Source organism: Streptomyces sp. NPDC045022 (assembly GCF_056432605.1).
Genome location: NZ_JBWKIR010000004.1, coordinates 430,068 through 443,699, shown reverse-complemented (window position 1 = coordinate 443,699; position 13,632 = coordinate 430,068). Strand labels below are relative to the sequence as shown.

At 73.4% G+C, this 13,632-nt stretch carries 15 protein-coding genes; 7 read left to right on the top strand and 8 right to left on the bottom strand.

The window, feature by feature from the left end:
- Positions 1 to 41 precede the first annotated feature (41 nt).
- The 3 genes from AC07C1_RS10905 to AC07C1_RS10895 all read left to right on the top strand — a co-directional run bounded on the left by AC07C1_RS10905 (position 42) and on the right by AC07C1_RS10895 (position 1,333).
- Entirely contained in the window at positions 42 to 377 is a 336-nt protein-coding gene (locus AC07C1_RS10905) for a CBS domain-containing protein (RefSeq protein WP_478938422.1), read from the top strand.
- Positions 378 to 397: 20 nt separating this feature from the next.
- Positions 398 to 697, top strand: coding sequence for an SCO5918 family protein (locus tag AC07C1_RS10900; RefSeq protein WP_478938367.1), 300 nt, complete (start codon positions 398 to 400; stop codon positions 695 to 697).
- 168 nt (positions 698 to 865) lie between these two features.
- Positions 866 to 1,333, top strand: a complete 468-nt coding sequence (locus tag AC07C1_RS10895) for a DUF5994 family protein (RefSeq protein WP_478938366.1) — start codon at positions 866 to 868, stop codon at positions 1,331 to 1,333.
- Positions 1,334 to 1,398: 65 nt separating this feature from the next.
- Here the strand turns inward: AC07C1_RS10895 and AC07C1_RS10890 are convergent, their stop codons facing one another.
- Positions 1,399 to 2,175 carry a VOC family protein gene (locus tag AC07C1_RS10890; RefSeq protein ID WP_478938365.1) on the bottom strand — a complete coding sequence of 259 codons (777 nt, stop codon included), beginning with the start codon at positions 2,173 to 2,175 and terminating at the stop codon, positions 1,399 to 1,401.
- Positions 2,176 to 2,470: 295 nt separating this feature from the next.
- On the opposite strand from AC07C1_RS10890, the gene AC07C1_RS10885 reads away from it, so the two are divergent.
- Positions 2,471 to 3,391, top strand: coding sequence for an SCO2400 family protein (locus AC07C1_RS10885; protein ID WP_478938364.1), 921 nt, complete (start codon positions 2,471 to 2,473; stop codon positions 3,389 to 3,391).
- Positions 3,392 to 3,581: 190 nt separating this feature from the next.
- Here AC07C1_RS10885 and AC07C1_RS10880 read toward each other — a convergent pair whose 3' ends face one another.
- The 4 genes from AC07C1_RS10880 to AC07C1_RS10865 form a co-directional block, all read right to left on the bottom strand.
- Complete coding sequence (locus AC07C1_RS10880; RefSeq protein WP_478938363.1) at positions 3,582 to 4,538, bottom strand: MIP/aquaporin family protein; 957 nt, start codon at positions 4,536 to 4,538, stop codon at positions 3,582 to 3,584.
- Positions 4,539 to 4,621: 83 nt separating this feature from the next.
- Positions 4,622 to 5,287 (bottom strand): SDR family NAD(P)-dependent oxidoreductase, encoded by a 666-nt coding sequence (locus AC07C1_RS10875; protein WP_478938362.1) that lies wholly within the window; start codon positions 5,285 to 5,287, stop codon positions 4,622 to 4,624.
- 110 nt (positions 5,288 to 5,397) lie between these two features.
- Positions 5,398 to 6,117 carry a DUF4328 domain-containing protein gene (locus AC07C1_RS10870; protein ID WP_478938361.1) on the bottom strand — a complete coding sequence of 240 codons (720 nt, stop codon included), beginning with the start codon at positions 6,115 to 6,117 and terminating at the stop codon, positions 5,398 to 5,400.
- A gap of 27 nt (positions 6,118 to 6,144) precedes the next feature.
- Positions 6,145 to 6,831, bottom strand: coding sequence for a DUF6445 family protein (locus AC07C1_RS10865; protein ID WP_478938360.1), 687 nt, complete (start codon positions 6,829 to 6,831; stop codon positions 6,145 to 6,147).
- A 264-nt stretch (positions 6,832 to 7,095) separates the two neighbouring features.
- Between AC07C1_RS10865 and AC07C1_RS10860 the strand changes: the two genes are divergently transcribed.
- Positions 7,096 to 7,848 carry a DUF4142 domain-containing protein gene (locus AC07C1_RS10860; protein ID WP_478938421.1) on the top strand — a complete coding sequence of 251 codons (753 nt, stop codon included), beginning with the start codon at positions 7,096 to 7,098 and terminating at the stop codon, positions 7,846 to 7,848.
- Here the strand turns inward: AC07C1_RS10860 and AC07C1_RS10855 are convergent.
- The gene (locus AC07C1_RS10855) at positions 7,845 to 9,491 is read right to left on the bottom strand and encodes a glycoside hydrolase family 13 protein (RefSeq protein WP_478938358.1); all 1,647 of its coding nucleotides are present in this window, start codon (positions 9,489 to 9,491) and stop codon (positions 7,845 to 7,847) included. The genes AC07C1_RS10860 and AC07C1_RS10855 overlap by 4 nt on opposite strands.
- Before the next feature lie 245 nt (positions 9,492 to 9,736).
- On the opposite strand from AC07C1_RS10855, the gene AC07C1_RS10850 reads away from it, so the two are divergent.
- Entirely contained in the window at positions 9,737 to 10,123 is a 387-nt protein-coding gene (locus tag AC07C1_RS10850) for an LAETG motif-containing sortase-dependent surface protein (protein WP_478938420.1), read from the top strand.
- A gap of 35 nt (positions 10,124 to 10,158) precedes the next feature.
- Here the strand turns inward: AC07C1_RS10850 and AC07C1_RS10845 are convergent, their stop codons facing one another.
- Both AC07C1_RS10845 and thrS read right to left on the bottom strand, forming a co-directional pair.
- Complete coding sequence (locus AC07C1_RS10845) at positions 10,159 to 11,127, bottom strand: nucleoside hydrolase (protein WP_478938357.1); 969 nt, start codon at positions 11,125 to 11,127, stop codon at positions 10,159 to 10,161.
- 79 nt (positions 11,128 to 11,206) lie between these two features.
- Entirely contained in the window at positions 11,207 to 12,442 is a 1,236-nt protein-coding gene (gene thrS, locus AC07C1_RS10840) for a threonine--tRNA ligase (protein ID WP_478938356.1), read from the bottom strand.
- A gap of 366 nt (positions 12,443 to 12,808) precedes the next feature.
- Between thrS and AC07C1_RS10835 the strand changes: the two genes are divergently transcribed.
- Positions 12,809 to 13,591, top strand: a complete 783-nt coding sequence (locus AC07C1_RS10835) for a hypothetical protein (protein ID WP_478938355.1) — start codon at positions 12,809 to 12,811, stop codon at positions 13,589 to 13,591.
- The last annotated feature ends 41 nt before the right edge of the window (positions 13,592 to 13,632 follow it).

Below are 13,632 nucleotides of genomic sequence, written 5' to 3'. Positions count from 1 at the left end.
CCTTCGCGGCCGACGGCACCGGCCTCACGGCGCGCGACGCCATGGACGCTCCCGGACTCCAGATCGACGACCACATGACCGTCGACGTGGCACTGTCCGTGCTCATCGGCGCCCGCGCCACCCACCTGCTCCTGCAGGACGACGACGGCCGCTGCTCCGGGCTGGTCACCAGGGCTCAGCTGACCGCTCATCGCGCCTGCTCCTCGTACAGCGACCGGGCCCGACTGCGGGACATACCGCTCGACCGGGGACCGTTCACCTCGTCCGCGTGGGCTCTGCTCGACGCGGAGGCCGCCATGCGGGGCCGCACGCTGGACGTCTCCCCCGTGGTCGACGAGCAGGGCTTCGCCCTGGGCGTTCTCACCGTCACACCCTGACCGCTCCCCGTGGAGGCAGCATGCGCTGTGTCATCGCCCGTTTCCCCTTCGACCTGACCAAGGCCGAGGTCGAGCAGTCGCTGGAGGGCATCCGGCCCGAGCCCGCCGCCGGCGTCTGCGTGACCGTCAACCGCCGGATCTACCCGGTCAAGCAGGTCGGGCAGATCATCACCAGGCAGGACCGTCGCGACTTCACCGCGGCCGAGGTGAGCAGGGCACTGACCCGGCTGGGCTTCACCTGCCACGAGGCTGCGCCCGTCCGCCCCGAGGGTTACCGCGAGCCCTCGTCGCTTCCCTGGGCCGACACCTCGCTGGGTTAGGGCCGCGGACCTGTCGTGGTCGCTCTCGCCCGCTCTCACCTCGTGCTCCGGGCGGACGTACGGTGGACGGCACCGAGCGCATGTCGCGCGGCGCGACCTCGGCGGTGCCGTTCCCGGTGCATGGCAGACATGGGCGGCCGGAAGCCGTCCGGGACGGGATCGCATCGTATGGACACCAACGGAAGGCCCGCCGAGCACGTCTCCCCGGCCGGGGCACCCACCTACCGCATGCCCCTCCCCCGGTTGACGCTCACCCCCGACGCCGGCCACGGCCCGCTGGGCGGCGCCTGGTGGCCCCGCTGCGACGCTCTGGAACTGGAACTGCCGGCCCTGGTCGGCGCGCTCGGCCTCGGCGCGGTCACCCGTGTCACCGTGGACACCGCCGCCTGGCCCGACGCCCCGCCCACGGTGCCGGCGCCCGGCCACCTCATCGCAGTGTCCCTCTCGGTCGTCGACACCGAGGCCCACACCATCACCCTGGACTGCGGCCCGCGGGGGCGCCGGGAGCTGCTGGTCGTCCCGCCCGGTGAACCCGCCGACGCGGCGCGCTGGTTGCTGACCACCGCCGCCGATCCGTGGAACGCCCTGACGGCCCCGCACATGCTGGCGCTCGCCGAGGCCAACTGGGAGCGGTGAGCTGCCGGGCCGGGGTGGGGACCTGACGCTCCCCCACATCCGCCGGGAGGTCCGCCCGGCCGCTCTCAGGCTGCCTGGCGCGGATCCGGCCTGAGTACGGCGAACACCGCTTGCGCCGGGTCGGCCAGCCAGGCGATGCGGCCGACGTCGGGCACGTTCGCCGCCGGCATGAGCACCGTTCCGCCGTTGCCCTCCACGGCGGCGACGACGGCGTCCGGGTCGGCCACGGCGAAGTACGGCACCCAGCGCGCGTCCTCCTGACCGGCCTGCAGCGCGGCCACACCGCCGAAGGATCCCTCCTGCCGGTCGCCGTCCTCGATGCTGAGCACCTGGTACGTCATGCCCGGCGCCCGCATCTCCTCGGTGCGCCAGCCGAACAGCCCGCGGTAGAAGCCGATCGCCGCCTCCGGGTCGCCGACGTGCAGCTCGACCCAGACCAGCGTGTTGTCCTCGGACGCCGCCTCCAGGCCTTGTCGGGACTGCAGCGCGGCGAACTTCGCGCCCTGCGGGTCGGTGAACTGGGCCATGGAGACCTCGCCCATGGTCGCGGGTTCGGCGCGCACCGTGCCGCCGGCGGCCACCACCGCACGGGCGGTGGCCCGGACGTCGTCGGTCCGGAAGTACGTCATCCAGGCGGACGTGGCACCCTCCTCGGTCAGCGGCCCGAGAGCGGCCACCGTCCTGCCCTCCTTCTGGAAGTAGCCGTAGCCACCCGCCTCGGGACCGGCGGACGCGAACCGCCACCCGAAGACGGCGCCGTAGAAGGCGACGGCCGTGTCCGTGTCGGGGCTGCCGAGGTCGATCCAGATGGGCGATCCGGTGCGGAATTCTGTGCCGAGCATGCGTTTCCTCCTGCTGGTCCGGGGCGGAGCCGCCCGCCACTATGCCGACCGGCGGGGCGGGACACGGTGCGTCGGCCCGAACGCCCCGGCGGGTTCACCCGGCCGGGGAAGAGAGGGCCTGCGCATGTGACCGGTTACACGTGGGGTCCTCGAATCTGTGCAGGAGTGCCACACGGGCTGCACACAGCCTTTCGAAAGGCTCGTTAGCGTGGCTGATCGCTCGATCCCCTGTGCGAGCGTGACCAGGCCGTGGCCCAGGCGGGCCGACGGCGCAGTCAACTCAGGAAGACCGCGCATGGACTACTGCTCCTCGTGCCGTCGGCACCTCAACGGCGCACTGGTGTGTCCCGGATGCGGCGCGTACGCCCCGGACATCGCCCCGCCCACCGTCAACTCCGGCGGCTCGGCCGGGGGCGTGGGCCCGGCGAGGACGGGCCTCGCGTCCCGGGGGTGGACGGCGGAGGCACCGTACGCCGGCCCGGCCGCCGAGTTCACCGAGCACGGGCGCGGGACCGGGGACCCGTACCCCGGCCCGGGTGCCGAGGTCGTGGAACGCGGGCCCGCGGCCGAGGACGCGCACGCCGGCCCGGCCGCCGAGGTCGCGGACGTGCCTCCCGCGCCGCGGGGGCGGGCGGCGCGGCGCCGTCAGCTGGCCCGCTGGAAGAAGAGCCGGCGACGGGCCGCGGTGGCGACCGCCGTCGCGATCGTCGGAGGCGGCCTGACCATCGCCACGATGGACCGGAACTCCGCGGACCGGGCGCAGGCGGCCACCGCGCCCGACCACAGGAGCATGGACGTGGCCGAGGAGCAGCCGGCCGAGCCCTCCCGCCCGGAGCCGGTGTCGACGCCGTCCACCCCGCAGCGGGCGGCACACACCACCAGCCCCACGGCGCACTCACCGGCCGCGAGCGTGCCGCGGCGGCAGTCCCTGCCGACCGTCCCCCGTACGGCGCCGGTCGCCCGTGCGGCCGCCGCCGCGCCGCCCCGTCACGTCGTACCGGGCACCCCGCAGCCGCGGACCACCGCCCCGGCCGCCGCCGACGCGGCGCCCGACCGCACCGGTACGGCACCGAAACCGGCGCCCGCCGACGCCACCGACGGGGGCACGGACACCGGCACCGGTTCCGGCACGGGTTCCGGCACGTCCGGGACCGCCCCGGCGCCCGCGTCGACCCCGTCCACGCAGCTCTGCCTGGTCGTGGTGTGCCTCGGCTGACAGGCCGGCCGCGTCGTCACCTGCCGCTCGCCCGGGAAGTGCTGCCGGGACCGAGGTACGTGTGCGCCAGCCGCCGTCCCGGCGGACCGGCCCGTCATCGGGGCGATGTTCAGGGTCTGCATGCCGGCGGGCCAAGCCGCTGAGGAGATCGCGGCTTCGGTCCGCCGGGCGGGGCCGAAGCCGGAGGTGTTCAGTACTCGTCGCCCTCTTCGACCGTCTTCACCGGCCGGGACCGGCCCGGCTCGGGCAGCTCGGCCATCTCGGCGCGCACGTGCAGGACGTCGCCGATGAACAGGTCGTAGATCAGGATGCCGAGCGTGCCGCCGATCAGCGGGCCGACGATCGGGATCCACCAGTACGCGCTGAACGCGCCGGCCACGCTCCCCGGGAAGGCCAGGCTGTCCCAGCCGGCCGCATACGTGAACAGGCGCGGCCCGAAGTCACGCGCCGGGTTGATGGCGTAGCCCGCGTTGGCGCCGTAGGACATGCCGATGGCGGCGACGACGAAGCCCACGATCAGCGGACCGAGGTTGGCCTTCACGGCCTGGTTGCGCAGATCGATGACGGCGGCGATCAGCATGAGCAGGAAGGCCGTACCGACGATCTGGTCGATCAGCGGCCCCCAGATGCCGCCGTGGAAGTACGGCGCCGGGAAGGTCGCGAAGATCGAGAAGGTGGCGTTGGTGTGCCCGTTCACCTTCGGACCCGGCAGGGCCGCGTCGAAGGCGTTGATCGCGCTGCGGTAGACGAGGTAGACCAGGGCCGCCCCGGTGAGGGCGCCGACGACCTGCGAGAACCAGTACGGCAGGACCTTGGCCCAGGAGAACCCGCGGCGCACGGCCATCGCCAGGGTCACGGCCGGGTTCAGGTGGGCGCCGCTGACGCCGCCGGCGACGTAGACGCCGAGCATGACGGCCATGGCCCAGCCCCAGGTGATCAGCAGCCAGTCCCCGGCCGCGAGGAAGATCGTGGTGGTGGTCGCGGCCCGGCCCGAGCCGGGCAGCGCGGCGACCGCCATGGCGACCACGCCGCAGCCGAAGGAGATCAGCACGAAGGTCCCGAGGAACTCCGCGAGGCACTCGCCCAGCAGCCCTCCCCGGCTCCTGAGCCGGGACGCTGTGACGAGCGGGGGGATTTCGACAGCCATTGAGGCCCCCTTGAAGAGAGCAATGCGGCCAACATCACCATATTGGCGCACAAAGTCCCTGCACGCAGGATGACAGGGTTCCGTCAGCTGTCGAGGTCGTCGGCGTAGTGCCGGAACCCGTGCCGGTCCCGGTGCATGCCCCACAGGGTCTCCGCGAGCACAGCGGGATCCTTCCGCGCGTGCCCGGCCACGATCGCCCCCGGAATCACGAGCTGCGCCACATGGATGCCCTCCGCCGCCAGCCGCTCGTGCAGCAGATGCCCGTAGGCGCTCTCCGCGGCGAAGGCGATCGAGGTCCCGGCCCGCTCGGGACGCGGTACGGCGGCGGTCCCCCCGTTGACGAACAGGATGGTCCCGCGCCCCAGCCGCCGCATCCCCGGCAGCACCTGCCGCACAGCGGCGACCGGCCCGTACACGGAGAACTCGATCGGCCCGATGAGATCCCGGTGCCCGGTGTCCAGCACGGGCCGCATGAAGTCCCGGTGCGGAACGGGGCTGTACTGCAGCACCTCGACGGTCCCCAGCTCGCTCGCGGCGGCGTCCAGGGCCACGGCCAGCTCCTCCGGCCGGCGCACGTCGGCGGCGAACCCATGAGCGGTGATCCCCTCACCGGCGAGCCCGTCGACGATGACGTCCAGCCGCTGCCGGTCCCGGGCGACCAGGGCGACGTCGTACCCCTCGCGCCCGAACCGACGCGCGACGGCGGCTCCCAGCCCGGGCCCGGCCCCCACGATCGCGATACTGCTCATGCCCAGCATCCGTACCGCACGCGGGCCGGCCCCACACCCGTCCGGACCACCCCGTGCCGGCCCACCACCGCCACCGCCCCGTGTGCCCCGCTCGGGTGGTGTCCCGCCGGCTACGACAGCGGTCCGGCGCCCACCGGATCGCCGGCCGCGCGCACCGGCCCCAGCCCGGCCCGCATCCGCTCCGCCTGCACACCGGTGACGGCCCGGACGGCGAACGCGCCCGCGACGGCGGCCCCGATCACGGCCGCGTCACTCGCGAGCAGCGGCCACAGCTCGTGGTACGCGCGGGCGATGATCTCGTCGGTGGAGTCCTCGTAGAGGAGCCCGACCCCGCTGAGCATGCCGACCAGCCACAGCGCCCACCACACGTTGAGGGAGACGGGGATCCTGCGCCCCGGCGCGGTGGCCTCGAAAGCATCGACGACGATGCCGCGGGGGACCCACAGATTCACGATGGGCACGAGCCATCCGAGATACACCCAGATCCCGCTGTATCGGGGTGCCTGCCCCGACAGGGCACGGGCGTTGTCCCGCAGGCGCCACAACCAGGACACGAAGAGCACCGCGCAGAGGAAGGCGGCACCGCCCCCCAGCGCAGTGACGAAGTGGTAGGAGTCCTCCAGCGCGTTGAGCGGCCGATGCACCCCGTTCCCCTGATCCGGCGGCCCCGCGGACGGCTCCCCGGCCATGGCCAGCCGGATCTCCCACACGCCTCGCACCGCCCAGGCGGCCCCGGCGAGCAGCAGTCCTGCGACAGCCGACCGCCCCCACGGCTGAACGGGCCGAAGCCCGAGGGGACGGGCAGTGGTCTGGTCTGTCTGTTCGGTCACCGAGCCATCCTCACGCACCGGGCCCGGTCAGGCCATCCAGAAGAAGACCGCCGTCATGCGCTTGTCCTGGAGCGTCCTGCCGGTGTAACCGGTCGCGCTGTGCACGAGGTTGGCGTTGTAGAGGAGCAGGCGGTTGTACTTGTGCGGGACGCGGACGTCCTCCTCGAAGGCGTCGGGGGCCACGAAGCGGGTGCCGAGGGCCTCGACGAGGTTGTTGTGCGGGGCCTGGACGACGTTGCCGCCGAGTCGGCCGCCCGGCAGGGACTGGCGGTAGAAGCTGGTGCCGCAGTCCTTGGGCACGTGCGGGTTGAGGTACAGCACGGCCGCGTACCGGCACAGCGCGCGGGAGTCGGTGTGCGGGCGGGGCTCGCTCTCGCCCTCGCCGACGACCTGGACGCAGTTGTGGTTCAGGGTGCCGCCGCCGGGCGCCTGCCGCACCCACAGCTCCTTCGCGCCGGTCGACTTCCTGACCAGCCGCTCGACGCGGGCGAGTTCACCGGGCTCCAGGCCGGGCATGGCCCGCAGGCCCGGCCAGCTCTCGGAGGTGTACGGGTGGCCCTCGACCCAGTCGTCCTTGGCCAGGCACCGCTCCCGTACGGCGTCCACGTCGGGCAGGACGTCGTCCAGCACCCAGTAGTCGCGGCCCTTGGTGGGCTTGCGGTAGGGCAGGACGGGAAGCGCGGCGGGCGGTCCGGCGACCGGCTGTAGGGGCATGCGATGAATCTAGGACCGCGCTCGGTCCGGCTTCTCCCGGAGAAGGGTCAACCTTTCCTCAACCGTGCGCCATGGGCACCAAGAGACGGCAAGCGCGGTCCGCTGAATCGGGTTGAGCAGTTTTTACCCGCGCGATCGAGACGAACGGGCCTCCCGTGCGTACTGCTGTGTGTCCCAACCGCCCGCGCCGTCACTGCGGGCGGCATCCCTGACCGGGCAGGAGGCACGGTGCGCTTTTCGCGGAACGCGACGGGAACTCTCTTCGTGGGCGGTGCGATGGCCCTGACCCTCGCGGCACTCGCCTACCCGAGCATGCTCGGCCTGAGCACCGTCTCCAGCTCGCAGACACGGATCATCGCCCAGACGCAGTGGGGGCCGCTCACCGAGGGCGACCGGGACTTCGTGGTCAAGGTGCGGGCGGCCGGCCTGTGGGAGTACCCGCTCGGTCAGATCGGGCTGCAGAAGGGCAGCAGCAAGGGGGTCAAGACGGCCAGCGAGCACCTGATCGACGGGCACGCCGCGCTGGACGCCTCCTGCCGCAAGATCGCCCCCATGCTGAACGTCACGCTGCCCGATGTGGCGAGTCCGCAGCAGCAGGGCTTCGTCAGCCAGCTGCAGGGGGAGAGCGGCAAGCAGTTCGACACCGACTTCGCCAACATCCTGCGGATGACGCACGGCTCGATCTTCAACACCATCGCGAAGATCCGCTCGACGACCAAGAACTCGCTGGTGCGGGCCCTCGCGGACCAGGCCAACGACACGGTCCTGGACCACATCACGGTGATGGAGAAGACCGGTCTGGTCGACTTTGACCAGACCATCTTCAACCAGACCACCCCGCCGAAGCTGCCCTCGTCCGACCTGACACCCCCGCCCCCCGCCGCGGGCCAGCCGGAGGTGGTGCTCACCCCGCCGCCGACCGCCACGTCCACCCCGCTGGACCTGAACGCTGTCACCGGCGGCGGCACGGGTGGCGGCACCACCCCCAGCCCCAACGCCGCCCCGACCGTGGGCTAGGCGAGCCAGGCGGTGGTGTCGGGGGGCAGGGCCCTTGTGTCGGGGAGGGGTGTGCTGGTCAGCAGGACCTCGCCCGGTGGGAGCGGCACCGGCTCACCGGTCAGGTTGGTGACACAGCGCCAGGCCTCGCCGCGGGTGAAGTCGAGGACCCCGGCGGGGGCGTCCGGGGTCCAGGTCAGCGTCTCCCCCTCCAGCAGCTTGCGGCGCAGGCGCAGGGCGGTGCGGTACAGCTCCAGGGTGGAGCCCTCCGTGCCGGCCTGCGCCTCGACGGCGCAGGACGCGAACGACGGCGGCTGCGGCAGCCAGGCGCCGCCGGGCCCGAAGCCGTACGAGGGGCCGGTGGACGTCCACGGCAGTGGCACCCGGCAGCCGTCGCGGCCCTTGCGGACATGCCCGGTCTGCGCCCAGATGGGGTCCTGGAGGACCTCGGTGGGCAGGTCGGCGACCTCGTGCAGGCCCAGTTCCTCGCCCTGGTAGAGGTACGACGATCCGGGCAGCGCCAGCATCAACAGGGTCGCGGCCCGGGCCCGGCGCAGACCGGCCGCCATGTCGATCGCGGGTGCGTTGCCGCCCGACAGCAGCCAGGCCTCCGGGTCGGTACCGGGCGGGAGCATGAGGCGCGAGGCGTGGCGTACGACGTCGTGGTTGGAGAGCACCCAGGTCGCGGAGGCGCCGGCGGCATGGGCCGTGGCCAGTTCGTCGGTGATGACCTGGCGGAGTTCCGCCGCGTCCCACCGGGCTTCCAGGTACTCGAAGTTGAAGGCCTGGCCGAGTTCGTCCGGGCGGGCGTACCGGGCGCGGCGGGCACCGGGGACCCAGGCCTCGGCGACGGCGGTGCGCGGCGGGCTGTAGGCGTCGAAGATCTTGCGCCAGTCGCGGTAGATCTCGTGGACCTCGTCGCGGTCCCAGTACGGGTGGCTGCCCGGCGGGACGCGCAGCAGCGCCTCCTCACCGGTGGCACCGATGTCACCGATGTCCCGCAGCGGCTCGGTGAGGTCCTTGGCCAGAGCGTGGGCGACATCGATGCGGAAGCCGTCGACGCCCCGGTCGGACCAGAAGCGCAGGGTGGTGCGGAAGTCGGCGCGGACCTCCTCGTTGTCCCAGTTGAGGTCGGGCTGTTCGGGGGCGAAGAGGTGCAGGTACCACTCGCCGTCGGGCGTCCGCTGCCAGGCGCTGCCGCCGAAGACGGACTGCCAGTCGGTGGGCGGGAGTTCGCCGTGCGCGCCCCGGCCGGGGCGGAAGACGTAGCGGTCGCGGGCGGCGGAGCCGGGGGCGGCCCGCAGGGCCTCCTGGAACCAGGGGTGCAGGTGCGAGGTGTGGTTGGGGACGAGGTCGACGATGAGCTTCAGGCCGAGCCGGTGGGCCTCGCCGACCAGCGCGGCGAAGTCGTCGAGCGTGCCGAGGCGCGGGTCGACGTTCCGGTGGTCGGCGACGTCGTAGCCGCCGTCGGCCAGCTCGGAGGGGTAGAAGGGGCTCAGCCACAGGGCGTCGACACCGAGCGCGGCGAGGTGGTTCAGGCGCTGGGCGACGCCCCTGAGGTCGCCGAGGCCGTCGCCGTCGGCGTCGGCGAAGCTGCGCGGATAGACCTGGTAGATGACGGCCTGCCGCCACCAGTCGGGGTTCCTGGACGAGAGGTCTGCCATAGGGGATCCCTTCGGGGGAAGGACGACAGTAGAGAATCTGTCCACATTGCCCGGATAGGGAACATTCGAACATTGCGGAGGGGATCACTCCCTGTGTGATGAAGTTGTGGTGGCGGCTCGAACCGACCGCGCATTGCCGCAGGTTGACAGGCCTGAACTGGGCCGATCGCCATGTCCTCACACCGTGGCGCACAGGACCGATGGGCCCAGTGTTCCTGCTGACTTCCTCCAGCTCTCTCGAGCTTCTGCGACGGGATGACCATGTCCATAGCGCGTCGCTCGCCCTGTGCGCCGCCTCCGTCGCCGCCGCATCCGTCGCGTGGGCCCACGGCGGCGCGCCCGGCGGCGACGGCTGGAAGGCGGGCGGTCACTACGCGCCCGGCACGGGCGCCGGCACCGAGACCGGCACCGACCGCTGCCAGTTCTCGCTGAACGGCACCGACTTCTACGACTCGGTGAAGGTCGACGACCAGAACCTGAAGCCGTCGGCGGACGGCGGGGACGGTGACCTCGCCGAGACCGGTGGCGGCGGCGACTCGACGCTGATCGCCGGTGGGGCGGCCGTGCTGCTGGTCGGAGGCGGTGCGCTGGTGGTCGCCACGCGTCGTCGCCGGGTCACCGGCCGGGGCTGAACGACCCCGGGGGCGCCCCCCACGACTCGTGAGGTCTAGGGGCGCTCCACCGTCTCCAGGTAGAGCTTGACGTAGCGGTCCACGTCCACCTGCAACGCCACATCCACGAGGGCCTGTTCGCGGCGGCCCTCGTGGATCTCGGACTCGCCGGGCCGGGGGCGGCGGTCGACGATGGTCTGGCCACGGGTCGGACCGGGGGCGAGGGAGACCTCGACCGGGAGGAGGCGCGTGGTGACGCCCTGCGGGTCGGCGACCGCGCACACCGCGCCCGCGTCCCCGAGGCCGCCCGCCTCCTCCGCCTCGGGTTCGCCGCCCTGGGTGGTCGGCCGGTGGGCGAGGAGTTCCCCGGCCAGGCGGGTGCCGGGCTCGGTGCTCGCGCGCAGCCGGTGCACCTCGGGACCGGGGACGACGACCTGCATGAAGACATCGAGGCCGTACATCGTGATCGGCACCCCGGCCGTCAGCAGGATCGCCGCCGCCTCCGGGTCGTGCCAGACGTTGAACTCGGCGACCGGCGTGGCGTTCCCGGTGGTCACCGCGCCGCCCATGAACACGATCCGCTCGATGTTGCGGGTCACCTCGGGGTGGGTGCGCAGCAGCAGGGCGATGTTGGTCAGCGGTGCGGTCGGGATCAGCGTCACCGGACGTGGGGAGGCAAGGATCTCGCGGCGCAGCAGCGTCACGGCGTCCTCGGCGGCCGGGGCCCGGGTCGGCGCGGGCAGGCCCAGGTCACCCATGCCGTCGACGCCGTGCACATGCCGGGCCGAGCGGGCGGGTTCGATCAGCGGGCGCTCGGCACCCCGCGCCACCGGGATGTCGGGGGCGCCCGCCTGCTCCAGCACGGTGAGGGTGTTGCGGACCACCCCGTCGACGTCCGTGTTCCCGGCCACGCAGGTCACCGCCCGCAGGTCCAGGCCCGGGTGGCGTACGGCCAGCAGCAGGGCCAGGGCGTCGTCGACGCCGGTGTCGCAGTCGATGATCACGGGGATGGGCTGACCGGTCACGGCGGACTCCTTACGTCGTGCCGACCTTAGATCAGGCCGGAGCGCGGTGACCGGTACCGGTCCCGCGTCGGGCCGGCGGTCACTCCCACAGGGTGGTGCCGCGCGCGGTCACCCGGTCGGCGATCCTGCGCAGCAGGCCGGACACGGGGAGTTCGCCGGGGCGGCGGCCGTCCCGGAGCCGTACGGCCGCCAGGCCCGCCTCGGCCTCGCGGGCGCCGATCACCGCCTGGTACGGCACCAGGCGCGCCCCGCGGACGCGCGCGCCGAGGCTGCCCTGTTCGGGGCCGGCGAGTTCGGCGCGCAGGCCCAGCGCGAGTGCCTGCCGCACCAGCGCCGCCGCCTGTTCCGCCTGCTCCTCGGCCACCGGCAGCACCACCAGCTGCACGGGTGCCAGCCAGGCGGGGAACGCGCCGCCGTGCGCCTCGACCAGATGGGCCACGGCCCGCTCCACGCTGCCGATGATGCTGCGGTGCACCATCACCGGGCGGTGCCTGGCGCCGTCGGCGCCGATGTAGTGCAGGTCGAAGCGGTCGGGCTGGTGGAAGTCGATCTGCACGGTGGACAGGGTGGACTCGCGGCCCGCCGGGTCCGCGATCTGCACGTCGATCTTGGGGCCGTAGAAGGCGGCCTCGCCCTCCGCCTCCTCGTACGCCACCCCGGACTCGGCGAGGACCTCCTTCAGCAGGGCGGTCGCCCGGCTCCACAGCCCGGGGCCGGCCACGTACTTGCCGCCCTCGCCGGGCAGGGAGAGGCGGTGGCGCACGGCCTCGATGCCGAGGTCGGCGTACGCGCGGGCGATCAGCTCCAGGGCCGCGCGGGCCTCCTCCACCGCCTGGTCGAGAGTGCAGAAGATGTGCGCGTCGTTGAGCTGGATGGCGCGTACACGGGTCAGGCCGCCGAGGACGCCTGACCGTTCGGCGCGGTACATGGTTCCCAGCTCGGCGATGCGCAGGGGCAGTTCGCGGTAGCTGTGGGAGCGGGAACGGTAGATCAGGGCGTGGTGGGGGCAGAGGCTGGGGCGCAGGACGGCCTCCTCGGACTCCTCGGCGCCCAGCCGCATCGGCGGGTACATGTCGTCGCGGTAGTGGTCCCAGTGCCCGGAGACCTCGTACAGCTCCCGCTTGCCCAGCGCGGGCGAGTACACGTGCCGGTATCCGGCGGCGCGTTCCGCCTCCCGGACGTACTCCTCCAAGGTGTGCCGGACGACCGCCCCGTCGGGCAGCCAGTACGGCAGGCCGGCGCCCATCAGCGGGTCGGTGTCGAACAGGCCGAGTTCGCGGCCGAGGCGGCGGTGGTCGGGCAGCCGGTCGTTCATCGCGGTTCCTCCGTGGGTGGGGCGGGGCGAGGAACCGGGTGCGGATACGCCGAAGCCCCGGGGCACTCGCCCCGGGGCTTCGATGCTGGTCAGGTGTCAGCGCGCCGGGACGGTCTCCGGCGTCGTCGTGCTCGACGGGCACTGCTGGGCGCGCTTCATGGACGGGAGAGTAACAGGGGGTGCGGAGGCGGACCACGCGTTTTCCACGTGCCCGCACGGGCTCCGGCGAGCGCGCGTTTTCCGCAGTGGCTCACCCGGACGGCCCGGAGCGCTGGTGAGGCGGACGGGGCGGTGGTGCCGTGAGAGCAGGCACCCCCACCGGCCCCCACCGGCCCCGACCGGTACGCAGCCCAGGAGGCACCCCCCATGACCCCCGCGATACGCCCCCGTGGCCTCCGTCTCTCCCTGATCGCCGTCGGCCTGCTCGCCGTCGGCAGCTGCGCGGCCCTCGGTCTGCGGCACCCGGCGGCCGCGCCGCACCCCCTCCCGACCATCGACCGGCCGAGTCCGACGCCCAAGGCCTCCGCGCGGGCCGACGGTTCCTCGCTCAGCGACGACCAGGCGCAGGCCGCGCTCCTCACCGAGTCCGACCTGGGCGCCCCCTGGACGGCGACGCGCGGTGCGGCGACCTGGCGCGACGGACTGCTGAAGGCGGCCACCACGGCCGGGGAGTGCCAGCGGCTGCTGGACGCCCTCTACAGCGACGAACTCCTCGGCGGTCCCGCCCGTGCCGCCGTCGGCCTGGACGACGCCGACACCGACGCCCAGCTGCGCTACCAGGTCGGCGCGCGCCGGCCGGCGGACGTCGACGCCGCGCTGGCCTGGCTGCGGACGCTGCCCGCGCGGTGCGCCCGGTTCACGGCCACCACCGAGAACGGGCTCCAGGAGGACGTGCGGGTCGCCGACGCCCCGTTGCCCGAGGTCGGGGACGCGCGCCAGGGCCTGCGCGTCAGCATCGCCACCACGACGCCGGACGGGGACGACTCCCTGCTCACGATGGACCTGGCCGCCGTCCGGGTCGGCGAGGACTCCTTCGCCCTCACCAACGGCGGTCTCGGCGACGTGCCGAACGACGCGACCCAGGCCGCCGTCCAGATCGGCGCGCTGCGCCTGACGGACATCCGCAAGCAGGGCCGGGCCCAGGTCTGACGCGCACGGCGGCTCAGGGTTTCGCGTCAGGGTCGGCCGGC

Coding starts and splice junctions, on each gene's coding strand:
- AC07C1_RS10905 (WP_478938422.1), top strand. CDS start 42: ATGGACGCTCCCGGACTCCAGATCGACGACCACATGACCGTCGACGTG.
- AC07C1_RS10900 (WP_478938367.1), top strand. CDS start 398: ATGCGCTGTGTCATCGCCCGTTTCCCCTTCGACCTGACCAAGGCCGAG.
- AC07C1_RS10895 (WP_478938366.1), top strand. CDS start 866: ATGGACACCAACGGAAGGCCCGCCGAGCACGTCTCCCCGGCCGGGGCA.
- AC07C1_RS10890 (WP_478938365.1), bottom strand. CDS start 2,175: ATGCTCGGCACAGAATTCCGCACCGGATCGCCCATCTGGATCGACCTC.
- AC07C1_RS10885 (WP_478938364.1), top strand. CDS start 2,471: ATGGACTACTGCTCCTCGTGCCGTCGGCACCTCAACGGCGCACTGGTG.
- AC07C1_RS10880 (WP_478938363.1), bottom strand. CDS start 4,538: ATGGCTGTCGAAATCCCCCCGCTCGTCACAGCGTCCCGGCTCAGGAGC.
- AC07C1_RS10875 (WP_478938362.1), bottom strand. CDS start 5,287: ATGAGCAGTATCGCGATCGTGGGGGCCGGGCCCGGGCTGGGAGCCGCC.
- AC07C1_RS10865 (WP_478938360.1), bottom strand. CDS start 6,831: ATGCCCCTACAGCCGGTCGCCGGACCGCCCGCCGCGCTTCCCGTCCTG.
- AC07C1_RS10855 (WP_478938358.1), bottom strand. CDS start 9,491: ATGGCAGACCTCTCGTCCAGGAACCCCGACTGGTGGCGGCAGGCCGTC.
- thrS (WP_478938356.1), bottom strand. CDS start 12,442: ATGAACGACCGGCTGCCCGACCACCGCCGCCTCGGCCGCGAACTCGGC.
- AC07C1_RS10835 (WP_478938355.1), top strand. CDS start 12,809: ATGACCCCCGCGATACGCCCCCGTGGCCTCCGTCTCTCCCTGATCGCC.